The 19,295-nt window shown below is 59.1% G+C and carries 21 protein-coding genes; 1 reads left to right on the forward strand and 20 read right to left on the reverse strand.

What is annotated here, in order from left to right:
* Nucleotides 1-213: 213 nt before the first annotated feature.
* The 9 genes from ACZ9DP_RS31900 to ACZ9DP_RS31940 all read right to left on the reverse strand — a co-directional run bounded on the left by ACZ9DP_RS31900 (nt 214) and on the right by ACZ9DP_RS31940 (nt 10,089).
* The gene (locus tag ACZ9DP_RS31900) at nt 214-777 is read right to left on the reverse strand and encodes a transglycosylase SLT domain-containing protein (protein WP_476205511.1); all 564 of its coding nucleotides are present in this window, start codon (nt 775-777) and stop codon (nt 214-216) included.
* Nucleotides 719-2,140 (reverse strand): flagellar hook-length control protein FliK, encoded by a 1,422-nt coding sequence (locus tag ACZ9DP_RS31905; RefSeq protein WP_476204675.1) that lies wholly within the window; start codon nt 2,138-2,140, stop codon nt 719-721. Before ACZ9DP_RS31905 ends, ACZ9DP_RS31900 begins: the two co-directional genes overlap by 59 nt.
* A gap of 1 nt (nt 2,141) precedes the next feature.
* Complete coding sequence (gene motC / locus ACZ9DP_RS31910) at nt 2,142-3,446, reverse strand: chemotaxis protein MotC (RefSeq protein ID WP_476204676.1); 1,305 nt, start codon at nt 3,444-3,446, stop codon at nt 2,142-2,144.
* Nucleotides 3,447-3,450: 4 nt separating this feature from the next.
* Nucleotides 3,451-4,737, reverse strand: a complete 1,287-nt coding sequence (locus tag ACZ9DP_RS31915) for a MotB family protein (protein ID WP_476204677.1) — start codon at nt 4,735-4,737, stop codon at nt 3,451-3,453.
* Entirely contained in the window at nt 4,734-5,372 is a 639-nt protein-coding gene (locus ACZ9DP_RS31920; RefSeq protein WP_074066687.1) for a hypothetical protein, read from the reverse strand. Before ACZ9DP_RS31920 ends, ACZ9DP_RS31915 begins: the two co-directional genes overlap by 4 nt.
* 195 nt (nt 5,373-5,567) lie before the next feature.
* Nucleotides 5,568-6,521 (reverse strand): flagellin N-terminal helical domain-containing protein, encoded by a 954-nt coding sequence (locus ACZ9DP_RS31925; protein ID WP_476204678.1) that lies wholly within the window; start codon nt 6,519-6,521, stop codon nt 5,568-5,570.
* A 311-nt stretch (nt 6,522-6,832) separates the two neighbouring features.
* Nucleotides 6,833-7,738: a flagellin N-terminal helical domain-containing protein gene (locus ACZ9DP_RS31930; protein ID WP_022717169.1), complete on the reverse strand. Its 906-nt coding sequence runs from the start codon at nt 7,736-7,738 to the stop codon at nt 6,833-6,835.
* Nucleotides 7,739-7,983: 245 nt separating this feature from the next.
* On the reverse strand, nt 7,984-8,895 hold the full coding sequence (locus ACZ9DP_RS31935; protein ID WP_074066685.1) for a flagellin N-terminal helical domain-containing protein: 912 nt from the start codon (nt 8,893-8,895) through the stop codon (nt 7,984-7,986).
* A 285-nt stretch (nt 8,896-9,180) separates the two neighbouring features.
* On the reverse strand, nt 9,181-10,089 hold the full coding sequence (locus tag ACZ9DP_RS31940) for a flagellin N-terminal helical domain-containing protein (protein WP_022718698.1): 909 nt from the start codon (nt 10,087-10,089) through the stop codon (nt 9,181-9,183).
* Between the two features lie 434 nt (nt 10,090-10,523).
* Between ACZ9DP_RS31940 and ACZ9DP_RS31945 the strand changes: the two genes are divergently transcribed.
* Nucleotides 10,524-12,398, forward strand: coding sequence for an O-linked N-acetylglucosamine transferase, SPINDLY family protein (locus ACZ9DP_RS31945; protein ID WP_476205512.1), 1,875 nt, complete (start codon nt 10,524-10,526; stop codon nt 12,396-12,398).
* A gap of 89 nt (nt 12,399-12,487) precedes the next feature.
* Here ACZ9DP_RS31945 and fliP read toward each other — a convergent pair whose 3' ends face one another.
* The 11 genes from fliP to ACZ9DP_RS32000 all read right to left on the reverse strand — a co-directional run bounded on the left by fliP (nt 12,488) and on the right by ACZ9DP_RS32000 (nt 19,294).
* The gene (gene fliP / locus ACZ9DP_RS31950) at nt 12,488-13,225 is read right to left on the reverse strand and encodes a flagellar type III secretion system pore protein FliP (protein WP_476204680.1); all 738 of its coding nucleotides are present in this window, start codon (nt 13,223-13,225) and stop codon (nt 12,488-12,490) included.
* Nucleotides 13,222-13,695: a flagellar basal body-associated FliL family protein gene (locus ACZ9DP_RS31955; protein ID WP_372419701.1), complete on the reverse strand. Its 474-nt coding sequence runs from the start codon at nt 13,693-13,695 to the stop codon at nt 13,222-13,224. The genes fliP and ACZ9DP_RS31955 overlap by 4 nt, the downstream gene beginning before the upstream one ends.
* Nucleotides 13,696-13,755: 60 nt before the next feature.
* The gene (flgH, locus tag ACZ9DP_RS31960) at nt 13,756-14,472 is read right to left on the reverse strand and encodes a flagellar basal body L-ring protein FlgH (protein ID WP_022718694.1); all 717 of its coding nucleotides are present in this window, start codon (nt 14,470-14,472) and stop codon (nt 13,756-13,758) included.
* Entirely contained in the window at nt 14,469-15,011 is a 543-nt protein-coding gene (locus ACZ9DP_RS31965) for a MotE family protein (RefSeq protein ID WP_476204681.1), read from the reverse strand. The genes flgH and ACZ9DP_RS31965 overlap by 4 nt, the downstream gene beginning before the upstream one ends.
* A complete protein-coding gene (locus ACZ9DP_RS31970) occupies nt 15,008-16,129 on the reverse strand; it encodes a flagellar basal body P-ring protein FlgI (protein ID WP_183925440.1) in 1,122 nt (373 codons plus the stop codon). The genes ACZ9DP_RS31965 and ACZ9DP_RS31970 overlap by 4 nt, the downstream gene beginning before the upstream one ends.
* A complete protein-coding gene (gene flgA / locus ACZ9DP_RS31975) occupies nt 16,126-16,608 on the reverse strand; it encodes a flagellar basal body P-ring formation chaperone FlgA (RefSeq protein WP_074066680.1) in 483 nt (160 codons plus the stop codon). Before flgA ends, ACZ9DP_RS31970 begins: the two co-directional genes overlap by 4 nt.
* 17 nt (nt 16,609-16,625) lie before the next feature.
* A complete protein-coding gene (gene flgG / locus ACZ9DP_RS31980; protein ID WP_022718690.1) occupies nt 16,626-17,414 on the reverse strand; it encodes a flagellar basal-body rod protein FlgG in 789 nt (262 codons plus the stop codon).
* A 20-nt stretch (nt 17,415-17,434) separates the two neighbouring features.
* Nucleotides 17,435-17,764, reverse strand: a complete 330-nt coding sequence (gene fliE / locus ACZ9DP_RS31985) for a flagellar hook-basal body complex protein FliE (RefSeq protein WP_476204682.1) — start codon at nt 17,762-17,764, stop codon at nt 17,435-17,437.
* A complete protein-coding gene (gene flgC, locus ACZ9DP_RS31990) occupies nt 17,764-18,180 on the reverse strand; it encodes a flagellar basal body rod protein FlgC (protein WP_022718688.1) in 417 nt (138 codons plus the stop codon). Before flgC ends, fliE begins: the two co-directional genes overlap by 1 nt.
* Before the next feature lie 4 nt (nt 18,181-18,184).
* Entirely contained in the window at nt 18,185-18,577 is a 393-nt protein-coding gene (flgB, locus tag ACZ9DP_RS31995; RefSeq protein WP_074066678.1) for a flagellar basal body rod protein FlgB, read from the reverse strand.
* Between the two features lie 159 nt (nt 18,578-18,736).
* On the reverse strand, nt 18,737-19,294 hold the full coding sequence (locus ACZ9DP_RS32000) for a flagellar protein (protein ID WP_476204683.1): 558 nt from the start codon (nt 19,292-19,294) through the stop codon (nt 18,737-18,739).
* Nucleotide 19,295 lies beyond the last annotated feature (1 nt).

Here is a 19,295-nt window from a genome sequence, read left to right on the forward strand (position 1 = left end):
GCTGCTGGAACTTAATGGCAGGAATTAACAGTTGATTAAGAACTGGGTCCCGATTTGCTCTATATGTAGTATGCCTTCTCAGTTATGCACACAAAAATTTCGTGGAAAAGTTAACAGAGGGTAAATTAGGTCTTGTGAACCCAATTTTCGGCCAATTCCTGCCACATTATGGCACGATTCCGTTTTGTTCACGTTTTTCTATTTTTACTTGCATCAGTTGTGGCAGAAGTTACTCGCATTGGGAGTCCACTTGCCATAGCCGGTAGCGACGAGATTGGCGATTACGCGGCAGACATACCGCTTCTGCGCAGGGTCGTTGTTTGGTCCGGCGTGGTATCTGGCTACCGCCATCGTCCAGGTTTCATGCCGGTCGTGAAGATTGCGAAGGAACTTCGCCGCATATTCGACATTGCGGTGCGGGTCGAACATGGCTTCCGCCGAGCCGAAATTCTCGCCATGAAAGTAATGGTTGATCTGCATGCAGCCGATGTCGATGAGCTTTGCACCGCTTTTTCGCGCCGAATAGAACTGCCTCATGGCGTCCAGCTCGGAAGGCGGGAAGACTGCCTTGCCCTCTATGTTCAGTGCAAAAGGATAGAGCGAACCTTTGCGTCCGGTTTCCGTCAGGCCCACGGAATAGAGAATGCCTTCCGGTATGCCGTATTTGGCGGCAGCAGACTGGATTTCCCTTTCGCAGGCACCGTTGGAGGCGCGTGTCTCAGAGGTAAACGCTGCCAGAAGCGCCGCCGCCAGCGGCGCCAGAAGCAACATCTTCAACATATGTCTCCCCTGCCCCATTAAGGCCTCCATTGCCCCGCTGTGCTGTCTGGGCGTGGCGCTCGCGCGCTTCACCGCCCTGCCCCTGCTGCAAAGATTGTTGCTGGGAAGACTGCTCTTGCGCATTTGCCTGGTTCCCCGCGTCGGGCTTTTCTACCGGCGCCATGCTGATCGTGACGTTGTCGATGGCATAACCCTGGCTGCGAAGCACCTCGATGATCTTGCCGTGATCTTCCTTGAGCTGCCGATAGGCCGCACCGGTTTCGACCTTCAGATCGACGTTCAGGGCATCGCCGGAAAGGCGCATCGTTGCCGTCACGAGGCCGAGGTCGATCGGCGTCATCTGGATCTTCAGGGTGTTGACAACCTTCCCGGTGCTCGTCCATTCGGCAGCGTTCGACAGTGCGGAACTCGGCTGCATCGCACCCGTCCACTCCCTGTCGCCAAGGATTGCAGCGGTCACGGATGCGGAATTCTGCGCGAGGCCGATATAGCGGCGTGAATCGAGAACCGTGACGCTTTCGATATCGCTCTTCGCCTTGGCGGCGGACGCTTCCTGGTCAGCACCGATACGGATGTCCATGGACTCGCCGCGCCCGTCCGCGCGGCTCAAACGGAACGTCTTTCCATCAAGATTGGCTGCGTCGTCCACGGCCGGCATCTGCGCGTCGCTGGCGCTGATCGCCGCCAGCGCAGCGGCCGCAGGCGCATTACCAGTGCCACGGCCGGCATCCTTTTCCTTCCCGGCCATATCGTCCTTCGCATTCACATGGGCTGCAGCCAGGAATGCCACCGGGATCACCGTATCCGTGGCATCCTTGTTCAAAAGACCGAGCGCATCAGAGACAGACGTCGCATTTAACGGAGGGCCTTCATCGGCTCCGGTCTTGTTCTCCAAGGTCTTTGCCGATTTTTCGTCTTTTGCGACATGTGCATCTTCCGCGACCTCGCCGGCGTCTTCCTTGACTTCGAATTTTACCGAAACCGTATCGACGCGGCTTTTCATCTGATCCTTGCCGGATTTGCCTGTGTCGATTGCAACCGTCTCCGGCTGCGTCGCGGCCTGTTGTTTCAACGAGGCATCGCTGAGAGCGATCATCGGCTTGCTGCGAGCGCGATCGCGCAAACTGAGAGCGATACTGCCGGCGGCGCCTTCATCGACGTCTGTTTGGGCATCATCAGCCAAAGGGGGCACAGCAGGCTCGCCGCCGGTGCTGTTTTGCGGACTGTTTCCTGCCTTCGAGAGCACGTCCGAAAAGCCGCCATTGCCAGCGTCGCCGTCCTTGGCTGCCGGACCATTGCCTCTGGCGGCTGGCGACGCCTCGGTTGCGGCAACTCCCCCCGTAACGCTCATATCGATCATTTCAATTGCTCTCTTGGCTCAAGAGACCGTCGATTTCGTCGAGTTTCGAACGGCTCGTCGTCACAAAGGATTTGAATGACGGGTCAGCCTCCTGCCCTGCACCGTCCGGCATCAGCGCCGGCGCCGCCCCATCGTCAGCAGGCTTGGAGGGCGCCGCGATCTCTGCGGGCTGGGATCCGTCGGCCGTGGATACGGCTGCCTGTTCAGAAGTAATTTCTTCATTAGCAGGTTTAGAATCGGACGCTTGTGTCAGGCTTGCCGGATCCGGCGGCTGCAGCACCTGTTCGGCGATCGATTTGGCCGCAGCGCGTAGCGCGCGGTCGCGCGGGGAGAGCTCGCTGTCTGCAACGCTCTTGATGCTCTTTGCGGCCGCACCCACGTCGGGCGTGGAGACTAAGGCCATGTTGCCGTAGAAATCCGCGAGCGCGCCGAGCGCATTGTTCGGTTCGCCGGCAAGCGATTGCGCGTATGCGGCTGCCGTCCTCGCAAGCTCCGCCTTGCCGGCAATACCGGCGGCGCGCGCAATGCGCAGATAGACCTCGCGCCGCCGCGACTCGTCCATGAAGGAGAGGATGCTGACGATATCTTCCGTCTTCACATGGTCGTGGTCGACGATCAGCTTGACGAAAAGATCGGCGAACTGGCTCGCATAGGGCGAATGGAGGAACCGCCGCACATAGCGCTGCGAATAGGCAAGCCCCTTGTCAAGGAGACCCGCTTCGACGCAAATCGCCACCGAGCGGCGCAGGGCCGCCTCTTCGACGATCGTTCCCGGCGCCGAGAGCCGCGCCTGATCATAGAGCTTGAGCGCTTCGTCCGGGCTTCGCGCCACCATGACGTTGCCGCCGACAAGCGCGAGATAGGGACCGATCTTCTTGTCGCGGTACTCATTTGCGGTTTCGACCAGTGTCTTTGCAACGAGCAGGCCCTTGCCGCTCAGGTACTTGCGCAGGACATCGGTTATGCGAGTGTCGAAATAGCCGTTCACGTCCCGGGCAATCAGATATTCAAGCGTGGCCGGATTGCCGCCGCTCATGGCATAGACGAGTGCGGCATCGACATTGCGGTCATCGTCGAAGACAGAGGCATCCGCACTGCGCAGGCGCTGATCGATCGTGCCGAGCATGAAGCGCTGCATCTCCGCCGCCGAATGATCGCCGAGGGCGACCGCGTCCTGTACGAACTGCAGCGAACGCAACATCTTGTACGGCGCCAGGTTCGCCTGGTCCTCACCCGCAGCGACGGCTGGCGAAGCGATCGCCAGTCCGAGAGCCAGGAGAAGATGCCGGTGCTGCGGGCGCGCCATGAGACTATCCTTGATCCGCCTGAACCAGGATTTCGATGCGGCGGTTGCCGGCATTGAATGGATCGTCGGGCAACTTCAGCCTCCGGTCAGCAAAGCCCGAAACCTGGGACACGCGCTTCTCGTCCACCCCGCCCCGAACGAGCATGTAATAGGCTGCCTGCGCACGATCCATGGAAAGACGCCAGTTCTCATTGTCGGCGCCCTTGTATTGACGGCCGTCCGTATGGCCGCGGATCACGACTGCGCCCTGACGGCTCTTCAGGATTTCGCCGATCTTCTCCATCGCCAGCACCATTTCCTTACGGGGAACTGCCGAGCCGATATTGAACATGGAACTGTCGTTCTGGTCGGCCATGCTGACGAGCAGGCCGCCCTCTGCTGCAGTGACGGTCAAACCCTCTGCAAGCTTGCCCGCAATACCGCTGATCTGCCTGGCGATCTCCTGCTGCAGTTCCTCGGCCTGTTTCTGCACGTCGGCGAGCTTGGGTGCATCGGCAGGCTGCTGTTGGCCGGGTTTTTGTGCCTCGGCTGCGGCTTCACCTGATTTTTCCGGCAAGAGCGCGCTTTTGTCCTGCGCTTCGCCTGCTGCGGCGGACGCCTGATCCGCGGTTGCGGGCTTGAGAGCCTCTGCCTTCGCCAGCTCCGTCGCATCGGGCTTCTGTTCGGGGTCGGCCTCGTCGGCTGCGGCCTGTTCGGCCTTGTCGGCATGCGTGACCTCGACCTGTTTCGTCCAGAAATCCGGATCGAACGGATCGCGATACGCCTTTCCGCCATCAGCCCCGGTTGCGGGACCCGAATCGCTTGCTCCGCCCTCGCCTTTCGCGCTGACATTTGCCTGCTGGCCGACTTCCTGGGCGATTTCGGCAAGAACCGAATAGGGGTTCTCGAAGAAATCGGCTTCGGAGTAATTCTTCTGGTCGCCTGAAGTCGACGTCTGATCGTCACCATTCGCGGCCGATGCGCCTTTGGTGGGTTCTTCTTCCTCTTCCTTCGACTTGTCCTGCTTCCGATCGCCATCGGCCTGGTCGACGGGCTTCTTCAAGCCCTTCTCAGTGGGCTTCTCATCGGCAAGTTTGATCGGATTGAAATAGGTGGCGACGGAGGCCTTGGTTTCCTCGTTCGCTGCGTTGACCAGCCACATGACGAGGAAGAACGCCATCATCGCGGTCATGAAGTCGGCATAGGCGATTTTCCAGGCGCCGCCATGCGCGCCGTCATGATCGCCGCCGCCATGTCGCTTGACGATGATGACTTCGTTCCTGCCGTGGTGATGGTTTTCGCTTTCACTCATTCAAGAACCTTCTTCAGGCTGGCAGACCAGGCGGAAATGCGCGTAACCAACACGGAATCGCCGACTTCAACAGAGAGATCGGCGTCATCGGATTCCTGATGACGCAGCAGATCCGGCCTTTCACCCATTTCGGCCTTCAGCAATTCGAAAAGCCGCGCCGGACCTTTGACCGTCATCGAACCTGCTGCTCCTTCCAGGATCGCTTCGCGTAGCAAGGCTGCAAGACTTGAGACCGCCTGGACGGCAAGCGCTTGCGTCAGCATCGGCGCAATCGCTTTCGCGGTTGCCGCACTTACGAGATTTGCGACCTCCGCCGCGATCTCATCGAGGCGGCGCGCAATCACTGCTGCCGTCTCTTCTTCATACCTTGCCGTCAGTTCTTCAATCTCGCGCTGGTGCACAAGCGCGACCGTCTGCGCCTCCAACTCGTATCGCTGCGTCAGCTCGGCCGTCGCTGCGGCATAGCCCTCGCCATAGGCCTCACGGCGCTCGGCTTTGACATCGACCGCAGGCTCTTGCGGGATGTCCGGAAAACCGCCGAAGACGTCGTCGGCAAAGTTGTCCGTATCGACGACCGGTGCGGCAGGTTTCGTCTCACCGAAGTCCTTCAAATACCGAGAAAGCATAGCGCTCATTGAAACCACCCGGCATCTGCAATCAATTTCGACATGCGCGTCCCGCCTTGCACGAACCAAACACTTACGCCGGCAACGGACGCGAAGGCATTCTTCAGCCTTCGCACGGCTCAAACAGCGTTTCTTCTTCAGACTAGAAACCCAAACTTGTGCGAGGATGAATGGCAGGCTCCACGCCTGCCGTTCGGGCCGACACTACTCGAGCAGGATCAGGACCTTGCTCGCGGACGTGTTCATGACAGAAAGTGCTTCGGTTGCCATATCACGTGCTGTTTGAGCTGCGGACAGGCGGACCGACGCTTCGTCCATATCAGTATCGACAAGGGCGCCTATGCTTGTCTTCAGCGACGTCGAAAGCGTGGCGACGAAATCCTGCCGGTCTTCGATGCGGGAATTCATCGTGCCAAGGCCCGCGGCGGTGGCATTGAGGCTGGAAAGGATATTGTCCAATACTGTCAGCATGTCCTGCAGGTCCTGCGACGTCGAGCTTGTGGAGATCGATATTTCGGTACCAGCCGCCGACGTCGTCGAACCCACATCGAGCAGATAGTAATCGCGGGCCGGCACTGCGTCCGGATCGGCGTTGATCGATTTCGTCAGAAGACCGCGGCTGGCGTTGTTCGTGTCGATCATGATCGTATTGGCTGCCGGGTAAGTAATATTCTGCGGGTAATATTCACCGTTCGGACCGCGAACGAAGCCGCCGATGACCGACCGTTGCACAGGTGCCGTCGCATCTCGGTTCAACAGCCAGTTCTCACCGGAAAAATTGACGGAATTCACGGCACTTTCCAGCTGTGACTTATACTGCTCCATCGTGACGCTGAGCTTGTCGCGATCATTGGCGGGGTCGGTTGCCGATACGACGGTTTTGCGTATCTCCGAGACCACGTCGATAAGCGAGGTTATCGCCGTGTAGGCGGTATCGACCTTCGCGGCACCGAGACCTAGTGCATCGCCGACGGTCTTCAACGCGTTTTCGTCCGACCGCAGGGTCGTTGCCGAAGCCCATGAGGAGGCATTATCCGCCGCAGTCTCGACGCGCAGCTCCGACGATACCTGCCGCTGAACGGTGTCGGCTTCCTTGCTAACGCCGCGAAGAACAGTGAGCACGTTCAACGCGCCTACGTCTGTGATCGTGTAGGCCATCGATTAATCCCTGAAATAATATGAATGGGACAGGCCGGATTGCCGGCAGCGACTTAACTGGCTTCATGCCGCCGGCTGGTCCCTCCAGGCCGGTACGTCGCAAACAAATCAACTCTACAATGAGGTTAACCCGACATTTACCTTGACGGCAAGAGGTTGAACGCATCCGCCGAACGCACCGGCAAGCTTGACGCAAGCTCTTGATTTCCAAAATCGAAATCGCGCCAAACGGCGCGATTTGCTGTCTGTTGTTGCGGCCGAAAGCCGCCGCTTGGCCAGGATCTGGGCCTGGCTTAGCTTCAACCTGAAGCTTAACTGCGGAAGAGCGAGAGAATGTTCTGCGCGCTGGAATTCGCAATCGACAGCGACTGGATCGCTAGCTGTTGCTGGGTCTGCAATGCCGTCAGCTTGCTGGATTCCTCTTCCATGTTTGCATCGACGAGACGGCCGACACCCGAGTCGATCGAGTCGCTCAGCGCTGAGACGAAATCCTCCTGTAGCTGGATGCGTGTCGAGATCGAGCCGAGCTGCGAGGCTGCCCTCGTCATCGCCTCGAGGCCGAGTTCGACGGCCGTCAGAGCGAGCGAAATCCCGTCCGTTCCGAAGGATGTGATGTCCATCGAGTAGATTGAACCGATGGTCCCGTTCGAAGAGCCGATAATGCCCGACGAGGTTTCGATTGCGCCACCGCTCACGCCAAACAGAACGTTGCCGGTGGACGAGGAGTCGAGCTTATAGTCGGTGGTCGTAACGGAAGTGTTTCCGTTGCCGTCGCGGACGAAGGAGGAGACAACGCTTTTCGTTTCGTTGCCTGCGACCCAGTTTTCGCCGGAGAAGGATGCGGATTGCGCAATGCTGAGGAGCTGCGCCTGCAGCTGCTTGATCTCTTCCTGGATTTTCGTTCTGTCGACACCCTTCTCGGTCGCTGCAACCAGCTTGGCCTTGATTTCTGTCACCACGTCGACGGCGCTGTCCATCGCAGAATAGGCAGTGTCGACCTTGGCGGCACCGAGACCCAGAGCGTCGGAGACCGCCGAAAGCGCCTTATTGTCGGAGCGCATGGTCGTTGCGATCGACCAATAGGCGGCATTATCGGCTGCCTTTTCTACGCGATAACCGGATGAAACATGATTTTGAGTTTCCTCCAGACTGTCATTGATGGCGCGCAGCGTTTGGAGAGCGGCCATTGCAGCGACATTGGTCAAAATACTGGTCATAAAATGATTGCCCCTTGTTGGCATATATTGGGAAGGGACATTCCGGACTACCGGGAGCGGCGGTCAGCTTTCATGCCTGTTAACCGAAAATCAATATTGGTTAACCCGCCGTTTCGTTGAGCGCAGAAGACGCCAAAATGGTTAACGAATAGTTAACGCCAACAGAAAAAGCCGCGCTCCAACAAAGCGCGGCTTCCTTATCGTGGCCTGCCGGACGAGCCGGCAGGTGTATGTTCTTCGACCTGTTAGCCGCGGAAGAGCGACAGGATGTTCTGCGAAGAGGAGTTGGCGATCGAGAGAGACTGGATCGCAAGCTGCTGCTGCGTCTGCAGGGCGCTGAGCTTGGAGGACTCTTCTTCCATGTCGGCGTCGACGAGACGGCCGATACCGGAGTCGATCGAGTCGCTCAGAGCCGAGACGAAATCGTCCTGCATTTCGATGCGAGTGGAGATCGAGCCGAGCTCGGCACCAGCCGAAGTCATTGCCTTCAGTGCGGCTTCGACGTTGGACAGAGCCGTCGAGAGCTGGCCCAGCGTGAAGTTGGTGATGTCCATCGAGTAGACGGAACCGGTTGCGCCCGTCGAGGTGCCGAGGATGCCGGTGGAGGTTTCGATCGTGCCGCCGCTCATGCCGAACAGCACGTTGCCGGCCGAGGTGTTGTCGAGCTTGTAGTCGGTCATCTTGACCGAGACGCCGTTCGAACCATCGCGAACGAAGGTCGAAACAACGCTCTTCGTGGTGTTGTTTGCCCCGGCAACCCAGTTTTCGCCGGAGAAGGCAGCCGACTGAGCAATGCTCAGCAATTGTTCCTGAAGCTGGTCGATTTCTTCCTGGACCTTCGCCTTGTCGACGCCGTTTTCAGTCGCGGCAACCAGCTTGGCCTTGATTTCGGAAACAACGTCGATGGCGCTGTCCATCGCAGCATAGGCAGTGTCGACCTTGGCGGCACCGAGGCCGAGAGCGTCCGAAACAGCCGAAAGCGCCTTGTTGTCGGAACGCATGGTCGTTGCGATCGACCAGTAAGCAGCGTTGTCAGCGGCCTTGCCGACGCGCAGGCCGGACGAAACATGATCCTGGGTTTCGCCGAGGCCCTGGTTGATGCCGCGGAGAGTCTGGAGAGCTGCCATTGCAGCGTTATTGGTAACGATACTCGTCATGTCTATTTGCCCCTTTGGCAGGAAAAACAAGGAAGGGACATTCCGGAATTTTTAGCCGGCCCACAGCGATCAGCCTCATGCCTGTTAACCGCATCCATTAAGGTTAACTCGCCGTTTCGATGGGCTTAGGAAACAGCAAGATGGTTAAGGAATACTGAAGCTAAAAAAGAAATTTAGTTAATGAATTCTGAATGTTAAATGTGATTTGATTAACCTGTTCTTAAAACATTTCGCGGCCGGGATGACCCGGCCGCGAAAACTCGTGCTTGTCGATTTCGACCGCTCTTAGCGGAAGAGCGACAGGATGTTCTGCGAAGAGGAGTTGGCGATCGAGAGAGACTGGATCGCAAGCTGCTGCTGCGTCTGCAGGGCGCTGAGCTTGGAGGACTCTTCTTCCATGTCGGCGTCGACGAGACGGCCGATACCGGAGTCGATCGAGTCGCTCAGAGCCGAGACGAAATCGTCTTGCAGTTCGATGCGGGTGGAGAGCGAGCCGAGCTCGGCACCAGCCGAAGTCATCGCCTTCAGTGCGGATTCGACGTTGGACAGAGCCGTCGAGATCTGGCCCAGCGTGAAGTTGGTGATGTCCATCGAGTAGACGGAACCGGTTGCGCCCGTCGAGGTGCCGAGGATGCCGGTGGAGGTTTCGATCGAGCCACCGCTCATGCCGAACAGCACGTTGCCGGCCGAGGTGTTGTCGAGCTTGTAGTCGGTGGTCTTGACCGAGACGCCGTTCGAACCGTCGCGAACGAAGGACGAAACAACGCTCTTCGTGGTGTTGTTTGCGCCGGCAACCCAGTTTTCGCCATTGAAGGAAGCCGACTGAGCGATGCTCATCAACTGCGCTTGCAGCTGGCTGATTTCTTCCTGGACCTTCGCCTTGTCGACGCCGTTTTCAGTTGCGGCGACCAGCTTGGCCTTGATTTCGGAAACAACGTCGATGGCGCTGTCCATCGCGGTGTAAGCGGTGTCGACCTTGGCGGCACCCATGCCGAGAGCGTCGGAAACGGCCGAGAGCGCCTTGTTGTCGGAACGCATGGTCGTTGCGATCGACCAGTAAGCAGCGTTGTCGGAAGCCGAGCCGACGCGCAGACCCGTCGAAACGTGGTTCTGAGTCTGGTTCAGGCCCTTGTTGACGTTACGCAGCGTCTGGAGAGCTGCCATGGAAGAGTTGTTCGTATTAATACTTGTCATAAGTCTGTCCCCTAGAAAACTAGATACAAAAGGAGGACATTACCGGACTGCTTACCGGCGATGACGGAGCAGCTTCATGCCCCTCGGTGCCTTGTGTTCTTGGCCCAAACCCGTCATGTCGGGGAGCAATCTCGCAGCCAATGCTTGCCAACTTCTTAAAAACGAAGCAGTGCCCGAACGCGGACAGCAGGCGTAGTTAATACGCGGTAAATATCTGTAATCTCAAGCTAAAAATATTTTGTAGTGCGCATCCACTGGTCACCTGTTTCAAGCAAGCTTCGCCCGGCAATATGCGATGAACCAGGGTTGGGATAATTGCGCCTTTGCGGCGCCGTGGGCGCGACCTTGAACGGCGACATTCAAACGGATATTTCCGCACGGAGTTGGTTTTGAACAGCAAAGTTTCGTTTTCGGCAGCCTCCAAAGACTACCAGATGGGCCGCTATACCCAATCGCTTGCAACACTGAACCAGCTCATCGACAGCCAACAGGACGCCAAAACCTACGCGCTACTTGCAAAGAACCTTCTGCAGTTGGGCTTCAAGGCAGATGCGGCAAGATCCTATGCGCTCGCTGCTCAATACGACAGCCCGAACGCATACGAATACCACAAGCAGGCCGCACGTCTGCATTTTGAGTGCGGCAACGAAGACGACGCATTGCTGATCGGCATGCGCAATCTTTCGAAGGCGCAGGATGACGCGGAGCTCGCCTATATCCTGACCTCGATCTACCTGAACCGCCAGCAGCGCGATATCGTAAAGCCGTTCAAGAAAGTGCTGTCGGAAAGTTCCAATCCAGACCACTCCAGGCTCGCCGCCCTGCTCCTGACCGACGACCTGCATGATCAGACCAACCAGATGCTCGCGCGCAATCTGTTCAAGCGGTACCCCGGCAATATCGCTTTCCGCTTTCTCTATCTGGTCTTCTTGCGCGAGTTCAACGATTTCGACGAAACCGACAAACACAACGCTCCGATCATCGAGCGCATCGCCAAAGGCGATCTCGACGTGCTTCGCAAGGACAACCCGTTCTACCATCTCCACTGGAACGGCGACGAGAGCCTGAACCGGTTTGCCACGATCGGTACGACCCCCCTCAATCCAGAACGCGTCGCCATGCGGCGGAAGATGCCGCACACCTGGTCCGACAAGATCCGCGTCGGCTACATGTCCTCGGACTTCTGGGATCACCACGCGACGATGAAGCTCCTGCAGCGCATCCTCGAACTGCACGACACGAGCCGCTTCGAAATTACGCTGTTCTGCCACACCGAGCCGGAGCATCTGGCGAAGAACACGACCGACCGCAGCCGTTGGGGAAACGTCGTCGATGTGTACGGCCTTTCCAATGAAGCAATCGCTGCCGTCGTTCGCGAGCATAACATCGACATCATGGTCGACCTGAAGGGCCACACCGCCGGCAGCCGGGCATCGTCTTTCAATCTGCCGCTGGCACCTGTTCATGTCGCCTGGCTCGGTTTTCCGGGCAGCACGCTCAACATCGATCTCGACTACGTCATCGGCGACCGCTTCGTCCTTCCGGATGCGGCAAAGCCGTATTACCATGAGAAATTCTGCCGGATGCCGGAAAGCTACCAGCCGAATGACCCGACGAACCGTCCGAAACCGAAGCCGATCACGCGGGCCGACCTCGGCCTGCCCGAAGATGCCTTCATCTTCGCTTCGTTCAACGGCAACCGCAAAATCATCGCCGAGACGATCGACATCTGGTGCAATATCCTGAAGCGCGCGCCCAACAGCGTCCTTTGGATCATGTCCAACGGCACGCGGAACCAGGCAAATCTCTCGAAGAGGTTCCAGCAGGCCGGCATACCGCAAAAGCGCATCATCTTTTGCCCGCGTGTCACCTACGTAGAACATATCACCCGCCAGCAGGCAGCAGACATCGGCATCGACACATTCCCGGTCAATGGTCACACGACCACGTCGGAGCAGCTATGGGGCGGTCTGCCGGTCCTGACAGTCAAGGGCACGAACTTCGCGTCGCGCGTCAGCGAGAGCCTGCAGCACGCCATCGGCCTGCCCGAACTCGTTGCCCCGGACCTGAAGGCTTATGAAGACCTGGCCGTCGAGCTGGCGCAAAATCCCGAAAAGATCGCCGAGTACAAGGCGCGCCTGAAAGCCAACGGCCCGATCATGCCGCTTTTCGATGCGGAGCGCTTCTGCCATCACCTGGAAACAGCCTATGAAATGATGGCTGAGCGCGCCAGGAACGGCCTTGATCCTGATCACATCGACGTGCCGGCTTTGCCGCGGCGTACAGAGCCGTTCTACTCGGCGGAATAGCTGCTGTATAAGATGAAGGAAACCGCCGGGTGCATGCCCGGTGGTTTTTCATTGCGGCATGCCGGCCGATCGGAATTCGTTGGTGGAGATTAGCTGAAGGATCGCACCAGGCTGCCGACCAACAGGTTCCAGCCGTCGATCAATACGAAGAACAGGATCTTGAACGGCAGCGAGATCGAGGTCGGCGGCAGCATCATCATGCCCATCGCCATAGTGATCGTTGCAACGATCAGGTCGATGACGAGGAACGGCAGGACGATCAGGAAGCCGATCTCAAACCCGCGCCGGATCTCCGAAATCATGAAAGCCGGAATGAGAACACGGTAGTCGATCTGGGCACCGGTCTGGACGGTCTGGCCGCGCTCACGCGCAAGGTCGACGAAGAGCGCCAGATCCTTGTCGCGCGTGTTGGCGGCCATGAAGGTGCGGAAGGGCTCCGCAATGCGCTGGACGGCCTCCTGCTCGTTGATCTGGTTGGAAAGCAGTGGCTGCATGCCGCTCTGCCAGGCCTGATCGAAGGTTGGCGACATGACATAGAAGGTCATGAAGAGCGCCAACGAAAGCAGGATCATGTTGGAAGGGGTGGAAGAAAGTCCCATGCCCGTGCGCAGGATCGAAAAGGCGATGACGAAGCGCGGAAAGCTCGTCACCATGATCAGGATGCCGGGCGCGACCGAAAGGACGGTCAGAAGGCCGAAGGTGCGGATGATCCAGGCGGCGACGGAACCATCGACGGGTATGTTCAAAAGATCTGTCGGCAGCTGCTGGGCAACCGCCAATTCCGGCGCCGCCATCATGGCAGCGAAGAAAACTATAAATCGAATCATTCGATGACAAAGGTCCTGAACATGACCTTCGATACTCGTCCTTGCGAACGCAGGTCAACACGTTCCTGTATGTCATCCCGCAGATATTGAAAGCCGCGCGGCCCTTCGATCTGCTGAAGGGAAACGGTGCGGATGTAAGCCAGGACATCCTGGTGGATATCCTCGGCCACTTTCACATCCGGCGGACCGTTGAAGAGCAGCGCCACTTCGAGGCGGACCCAGTTTTCCGAGGGATAGGCGAGGTTCGACGTGATCGGCTCAAGCTGGAAGACGTTGTTCGCCTCGGTGGAAATATGGGGCAGTCCGCCCTCGCCTTCCTTTTTCTCTTCGCCGCTGGCCGAAGCCGTTTGTGCCGCCACCTCCGCCTGCTCGGCGCTCTTGACGTTCGGTGCAATCATCGTGCCGACGAGCCAGCCGCCGCCAGCGCCGAGAAGGGTGAGCGCGAGCAGCCCCGCAGCCATGATCAGCATGGCGGATTTCGCTTTCGGCTTGCCGTCGGTTTCTTCTGCGTCTGCCATGGTCATCCGGCCTTAGAGCGGCGAGAAGAGATCGATGGCCTGCTGGCCGCGCGGCGGCTGCTGCACTTCCATCAGGCGGCCACGGCCGCCGTAGGAGATGCGGGCTTCGGCGATCTTCTCGTAAGAGATCTGGTTTTCGGCATCGACGTCCTGCGGGCGCACGATACCGGCAACATTGAGGATGCGGATTTCCTGGTTTACGCGGACTTCCTGCGATCCACTGATGACGAGGTTGCCGTTTTCGAGGATGCCGGTGACGACAGCCGCGACGAGGAGCGTCAGCTTTTCGGAACGCTCGATCTTGCCCTTGCCGTCAGTGCTCGTGTCGGAACCGTAGGTGATGTCCGTCTGGGAGGTCGGGTTCCAGCCGAAGATGTTCGCCTGCACATCCCAATTGAGCCCGCTCGAATTCTGGCGACTGCGATTGGTTTCGTTGTCGAACGTCGCCTTGTCGTTGATCTGGATATTGACCGTCAGAATGTCGCCGACGTTGAGTGCGCGCGCATCCTTGAAGAGGGCCGCCTGGGAATCGCTCCACAGCGAATAGCCCTGCGCTACCTGGCGCGGCTGCTTCGGATAAAGCGCCATCTGCGGTGTTTGGCCGTAAGCAAGGCCACTTCCGATCGGGCTCATGGCAGGCGCCCGGCCGATCTCCCTCACAGCCTGCGGCGACTGGCAGCCGGCTAGTAGGGCAACAGCGGCCATGACAGCCGGGAAACGCTTGTTCATGAGGGATCCTTCGACGTATTGGGATCGGACGCACTTGCGATGATATTGGCGATGACGGCCGCCTTCAGCGGGTCCATCTCGTTCAGGATCAGGCTCGACTGACGCGAGCCGAGCCGCATGATCACCGCCGCCGCAACCTCGATCCTGACTTCCTGAAGCTGCAGCGCCGCAGCGTCCGGCTTCATGTTCTTAAAGATGTCGGTAAGGCCCGCCTGGGCCTGCTTGAGGAAGTCGTCCCGACGTTTCAGCCAGTCCTGATACTCGGCCTTGCGCTTGTCCATTTCCGCCATGCGGGCGTCGATATCGGCGCGCAGCTTCTCCAGTTCCTGCTTCTGCAGCAGATAGCGCTGGTCGCGCGCCGGATCGGCAATGTTGGTGCAGAACTGCTTGATTTCCTCTTCCGAGCTCAGGTCGCCGGCAGGTCTTGCGGCTTCCTGGGCGAAGGCGCCGGGGATGGAAAGAAGGACGGCCACGGCAGCCGGTAGCGAGAGCTGCCGTAGCAGTTTGGAAACTCTGGTGTCGAACTTCAAGCCGATCATTGCAGTACGAGCTCCGCCTGCAGGGCGCCCGCGGACTTGATACCCTGCAGGATTGCGATGATACCATCCGGCTTGACGCCGATGTTGTTGAGACCTGCAACCAGGGTCCGGAGGTCCGGACCGTCGAGGATCGCCACACGTCCGCCGTTTTGTTGCGCGGCGATATCGGTCTGCGGCTGGACGGCTGTGACGCCGCGCGAGAAGGGCTCGGGCTGGATAATCTGCGGCAGCTCGGTAACCTGTACGGTCAGAGTTCCGTAGCTGACCGCAACGGGCGAGACGCGAACGTCCGCCCCGATGACGATCGTGCCGGTGCGCTCGTTGACCACGACCTTCGCCGGCGTATCGGTCTCGACGACGAGATTTTCGATATCGGCCATTAATCGCGTCAGGTCCGCCACACGCGGCTTCTGGACGACAACTTCCTGCGCGTCCCTCGCCTCCGCGACCGGACCGCCGAAGCGGGCAGCGGCATAGCCGTTCACCACATCGGCAATGCGCACGGCCGTCGAAAAATCCGGATTGCGAAGCTGCAGCACCAGATTGACGGAATCCTTGAAGTGCGAGGGAAGCTCGCGCTCGATAATTGCGCCGCCCGGAACGCGGCCGGCCGTCGTGACGCCCTCGGTCAGCGTTGCAGCCTGGCCTTGCGCCTGGAAGCCGGAGACAACGACGGAGCCTTGCGCGACGGCATAAATCTGACCGTCGGCGCCCGACAGCGACGTCATGACAAGCGTGCCGCCACGCAGCGAGGTCGCGTCGCCCAGCGAACTGACGCTGACGTCGATGCGGCTGCCGGGGCTCGCAAAAGGCGGAAGGTTCGCCGTGACCATGACAGCCGCCGTATTCTTCGCATTGGATTCGCCGCCCTGCGTCGAAATGCCGAGGTTCTGCAGCATGGCGCGCATCGACTGTTCGGTGAACGGTGAAGCGCGGAAGCCGTCGCCCGTGCCCTGAAGACCGACCACGAGACCGTAGCCGATGAGCTGATTATCGCGCCCGGCCTGCAGCGAGGCGATGTCCTTGATGCGCGAGGTCAGCGCAAATGCCGGCGTCACATGCGCCATGCACATGGAAAGGGCCGCGAGTGCGATAAAAATGCGAGAGACAATCTTCATTTTGCCGCCACGTGTATGGTGCCGTCGGCAAGCACGGTGCCGCTGACGATGACGCCTGAATCCATGTTGCGGGCACGAACGACCTGGCCGGTAGAGCCGTCCTCGAGCGGCGAGCCTGCCGCCGAGATCGTCATCGCGCCGATACGAAAGATAAGGCGAATCTGCGATCCGCGGGTGACGGTGTAAGGCTCGCGCAGCGCCGAAACAGGGATCGTCCGTCCCGGCAGCAGCGTGCGCTTCGAGATCATGCCGCGAACTTCGTCGATGGATTTCGCATAGCCGCTCGCAAGGTTCGGATTGGTGACTTCGACCTCCTGAAGCTGGCCGCCGCCGATCGTTTCTCCGGGATAGATGATGGCCGTCGGCACGACCGCATAGCCCATGCCGGCGCTCGCGGCGCCGGGCATGAAGATGCCTGCGATCGCAACCGAGGCTAATGCCGTCAAAGCGACGATATTTCTCGCCCGGCGAAACATCATGTTCGGCCCTTTCCTCTTTATTTCAGGTTCTTGCTGACGATGGAGGCCATTTCGTCGGCCGTGGTGATGACCTTGGAGTTCATTTCATAGGCGCGCTGGGCCGATATCAGCTCGGTGATTTCCTTCACCGGATCGACGTTCGAAGATTCCAGGTAGCCCTGCTTCATGTACGCAAAGCCCTCTTCGTCCGGCGTACCGACGACCGGGTCGCCGGAGGCCGGCGTCTGCTGGAAAAGGTTGTCGCCAAGCGGCTGAAGGCCGGCTTCGTTGACGAAACTTGCAAGCGTCAGCTGGCCGAGCGTCGTCGGATCCGTCTGGCCCGGGAGCTTTGCGGTGACTTCACCGGACCGGCTGATCGTCAGTTCCGTCGAACCGGTCGGGATCGTGATGCCCGGGACGACTTCATAACCATCGACGGTGACGAGCTGGCCCTGGTCGTTCTTGTTAAAAGCGCCGGCGCGTGTGTAGAGCGTTGTGCCGTCCGGGGCCTCGATCTGGAAGAAACCCTTGCCGATCAGCGCCACGTCGAGATCGTTGCCGGTCTGGCTGAGCTCGCCCTGAATGTGCAGGTTGCGGATCGCAGATGTCTGCACGCCGAGGCCGATATTGGCGCCTTCCGGAACGATCGCCTGATTGGCGCGGTTTGCGACGCCCTTGGCGCGTTCGGTCTGGTAGAGAAGGTCGGTGAACTCGGCGCGTGCACGCTTGAAGCCTGTCGTATTGATGTTCGCGATGTTGTTCGCGATCACTTCGAGGTTAGTCTGCTGGGCATCCATGCCCGTAGCCGCAATGGCGAGCGCTCTCATCGGTTCGTCCTTAAATCCAGTTACATCTGCATCTTGGTGACTTCGAGAAAGGCCGACACGACCTTGTCACGGATTGCGATTGCGGTTTGCAGGGTCTGCTCGGCCTGCAGCATGGAGTCGACCACTTCGCGGGTCGTCGCCGTGCCCTTGATGCCGGCGAAGGACATGCTTTCGGCGCCCTTCATGGTATCTACGGCCTGCGTTGCCATGTTTCCGAGAACGGCCGCAAAGCTCTGGTCGTTATTGGCGCTTTCGGCGGCGGAAGGGGCCGTGGAGGAATTCTCGGTCGCAACGCTGCCGAGGCCGCGCGTTACGGAAAGAGAGCTAACGTTCTGTACGGTGTTGATCATTATTGGCTCTTCAGGAGATCGATCGTGGAGGAGATCAGGTCGCGGGTCTGCTTGATGGTCTGCAGGTTGGCGTCATAGGAACGGTTGGCTTCGCGCATGTCCGCCATTTCGACCAGCATGTTGACGTTCGGCAGCTTGACGACGCCGCGCTCGTCGGCGCCCGGATTGCTCGGATCGTATTCCGTCGTGAAATCGGATTCGTCGACGCCGAGCTTCTTGACGCCCACTGTCGTCACGCCGCCGGCGCGATCGACCTCCTCGCCAAACGTGATCGTCTTGCGGCGATAGGGATCGGCGCCGGGCGTATCGCCGGTCGAACGGGCGTTTGCGATGTTTTCCGAGACGATGCGCAAGCGCGTCGACTGCGCTTCGAGCCCGGAACCTGCGATCTTCATTGCTGCTGACAAGGGATCCACGACATTACTTCCTTACGGTCATCAACATCATTCGATGGAAGGAGCCCACCAAAGAGGTGTTCAACTCGTACTGACGCTTGATCTCGCCGGACTTGGACAGTTCCTCCGCGAGGCCGACGGTATTGCCCGATTCCTGCACGCCGATTTCCTGGTCGAGTGCAGCTTCCTTGACGTCGATGCCGCCGCTGGTGCTGAAATCGTTGCCGCTGAGATGCGCCGGATTGGTGCGGGCCATGGTGATATCGGCCTTGTCGAGCACGGCCTCGAAAGGCGTCACGTCCTTGGCACGAAATTTCGGCGTGTTTGCATTCGCGATATTGCCGGCCACAACCTCCTGACGGATCGTCAGCCATTCCGCCTGCCGCGAGGCCAAGTCGAAAAGTTGAATCGGTTGCATGGGAACTCTCCGTTTTTACTGAGAGGACCCTAGGGCGGCAATCTTGCGTCAGACTTACGGGGAATTTCGGCTTCTCGCCGAAGCTATCTTTATGGAAGCGCCAAAAGCAAAGAGACCCCGTCGCACGCGCGGAGCCTCCACCGATCACAGCAATCGCGATCAATTGTTCTGGTAGACTTCACCATTGGACGTGACGATCACCCATTTGCCTTCGCGCTCTTCCAGCGTGGCAAGACGGCTTTCGTCCGGGAGGATCGATCCGACGCGCACGACATACATGCCCGAGGAATCCTCAATCAGCGCGCGGCCGTTGGCGACATGCAGCAGCTTGAAACCGGAAACGGCTGGAAACGGCTGGTCGTCGGGCATGATACCCTTGTTGCTCTCCCTGCCGACATTCGAAACCGTCGCGGTCGTCAGCGGGTCGAAGGCAAGCGCGGGCTTCTTCTCCACCTCGTTCTTGTTGACCATCGCAAGCGGCGAGACGCTGAAAACGTTGCGTTCCGGCCAGTCCGGCAGGTCACGGCTCCGGTCACCTTGTTCGACTTTGATGCTGAACTTGTCCTCGTTGAAGAAGACATACCATGGGAAAAACGCCGCCGCACCCGCGAGCGCAAGCCCGGTCACGGTCAGCACACGGTCGAGCATCAGCGCCTGCCGCTTTTCCAGTGGCTTCAAGGGAGCGATGCGCTCGTCATCATCGTCGAAAGTGGTCAAA

Source organism: Rhizobium sp. USDA 4016 (genome assembly GCF_056279705.1).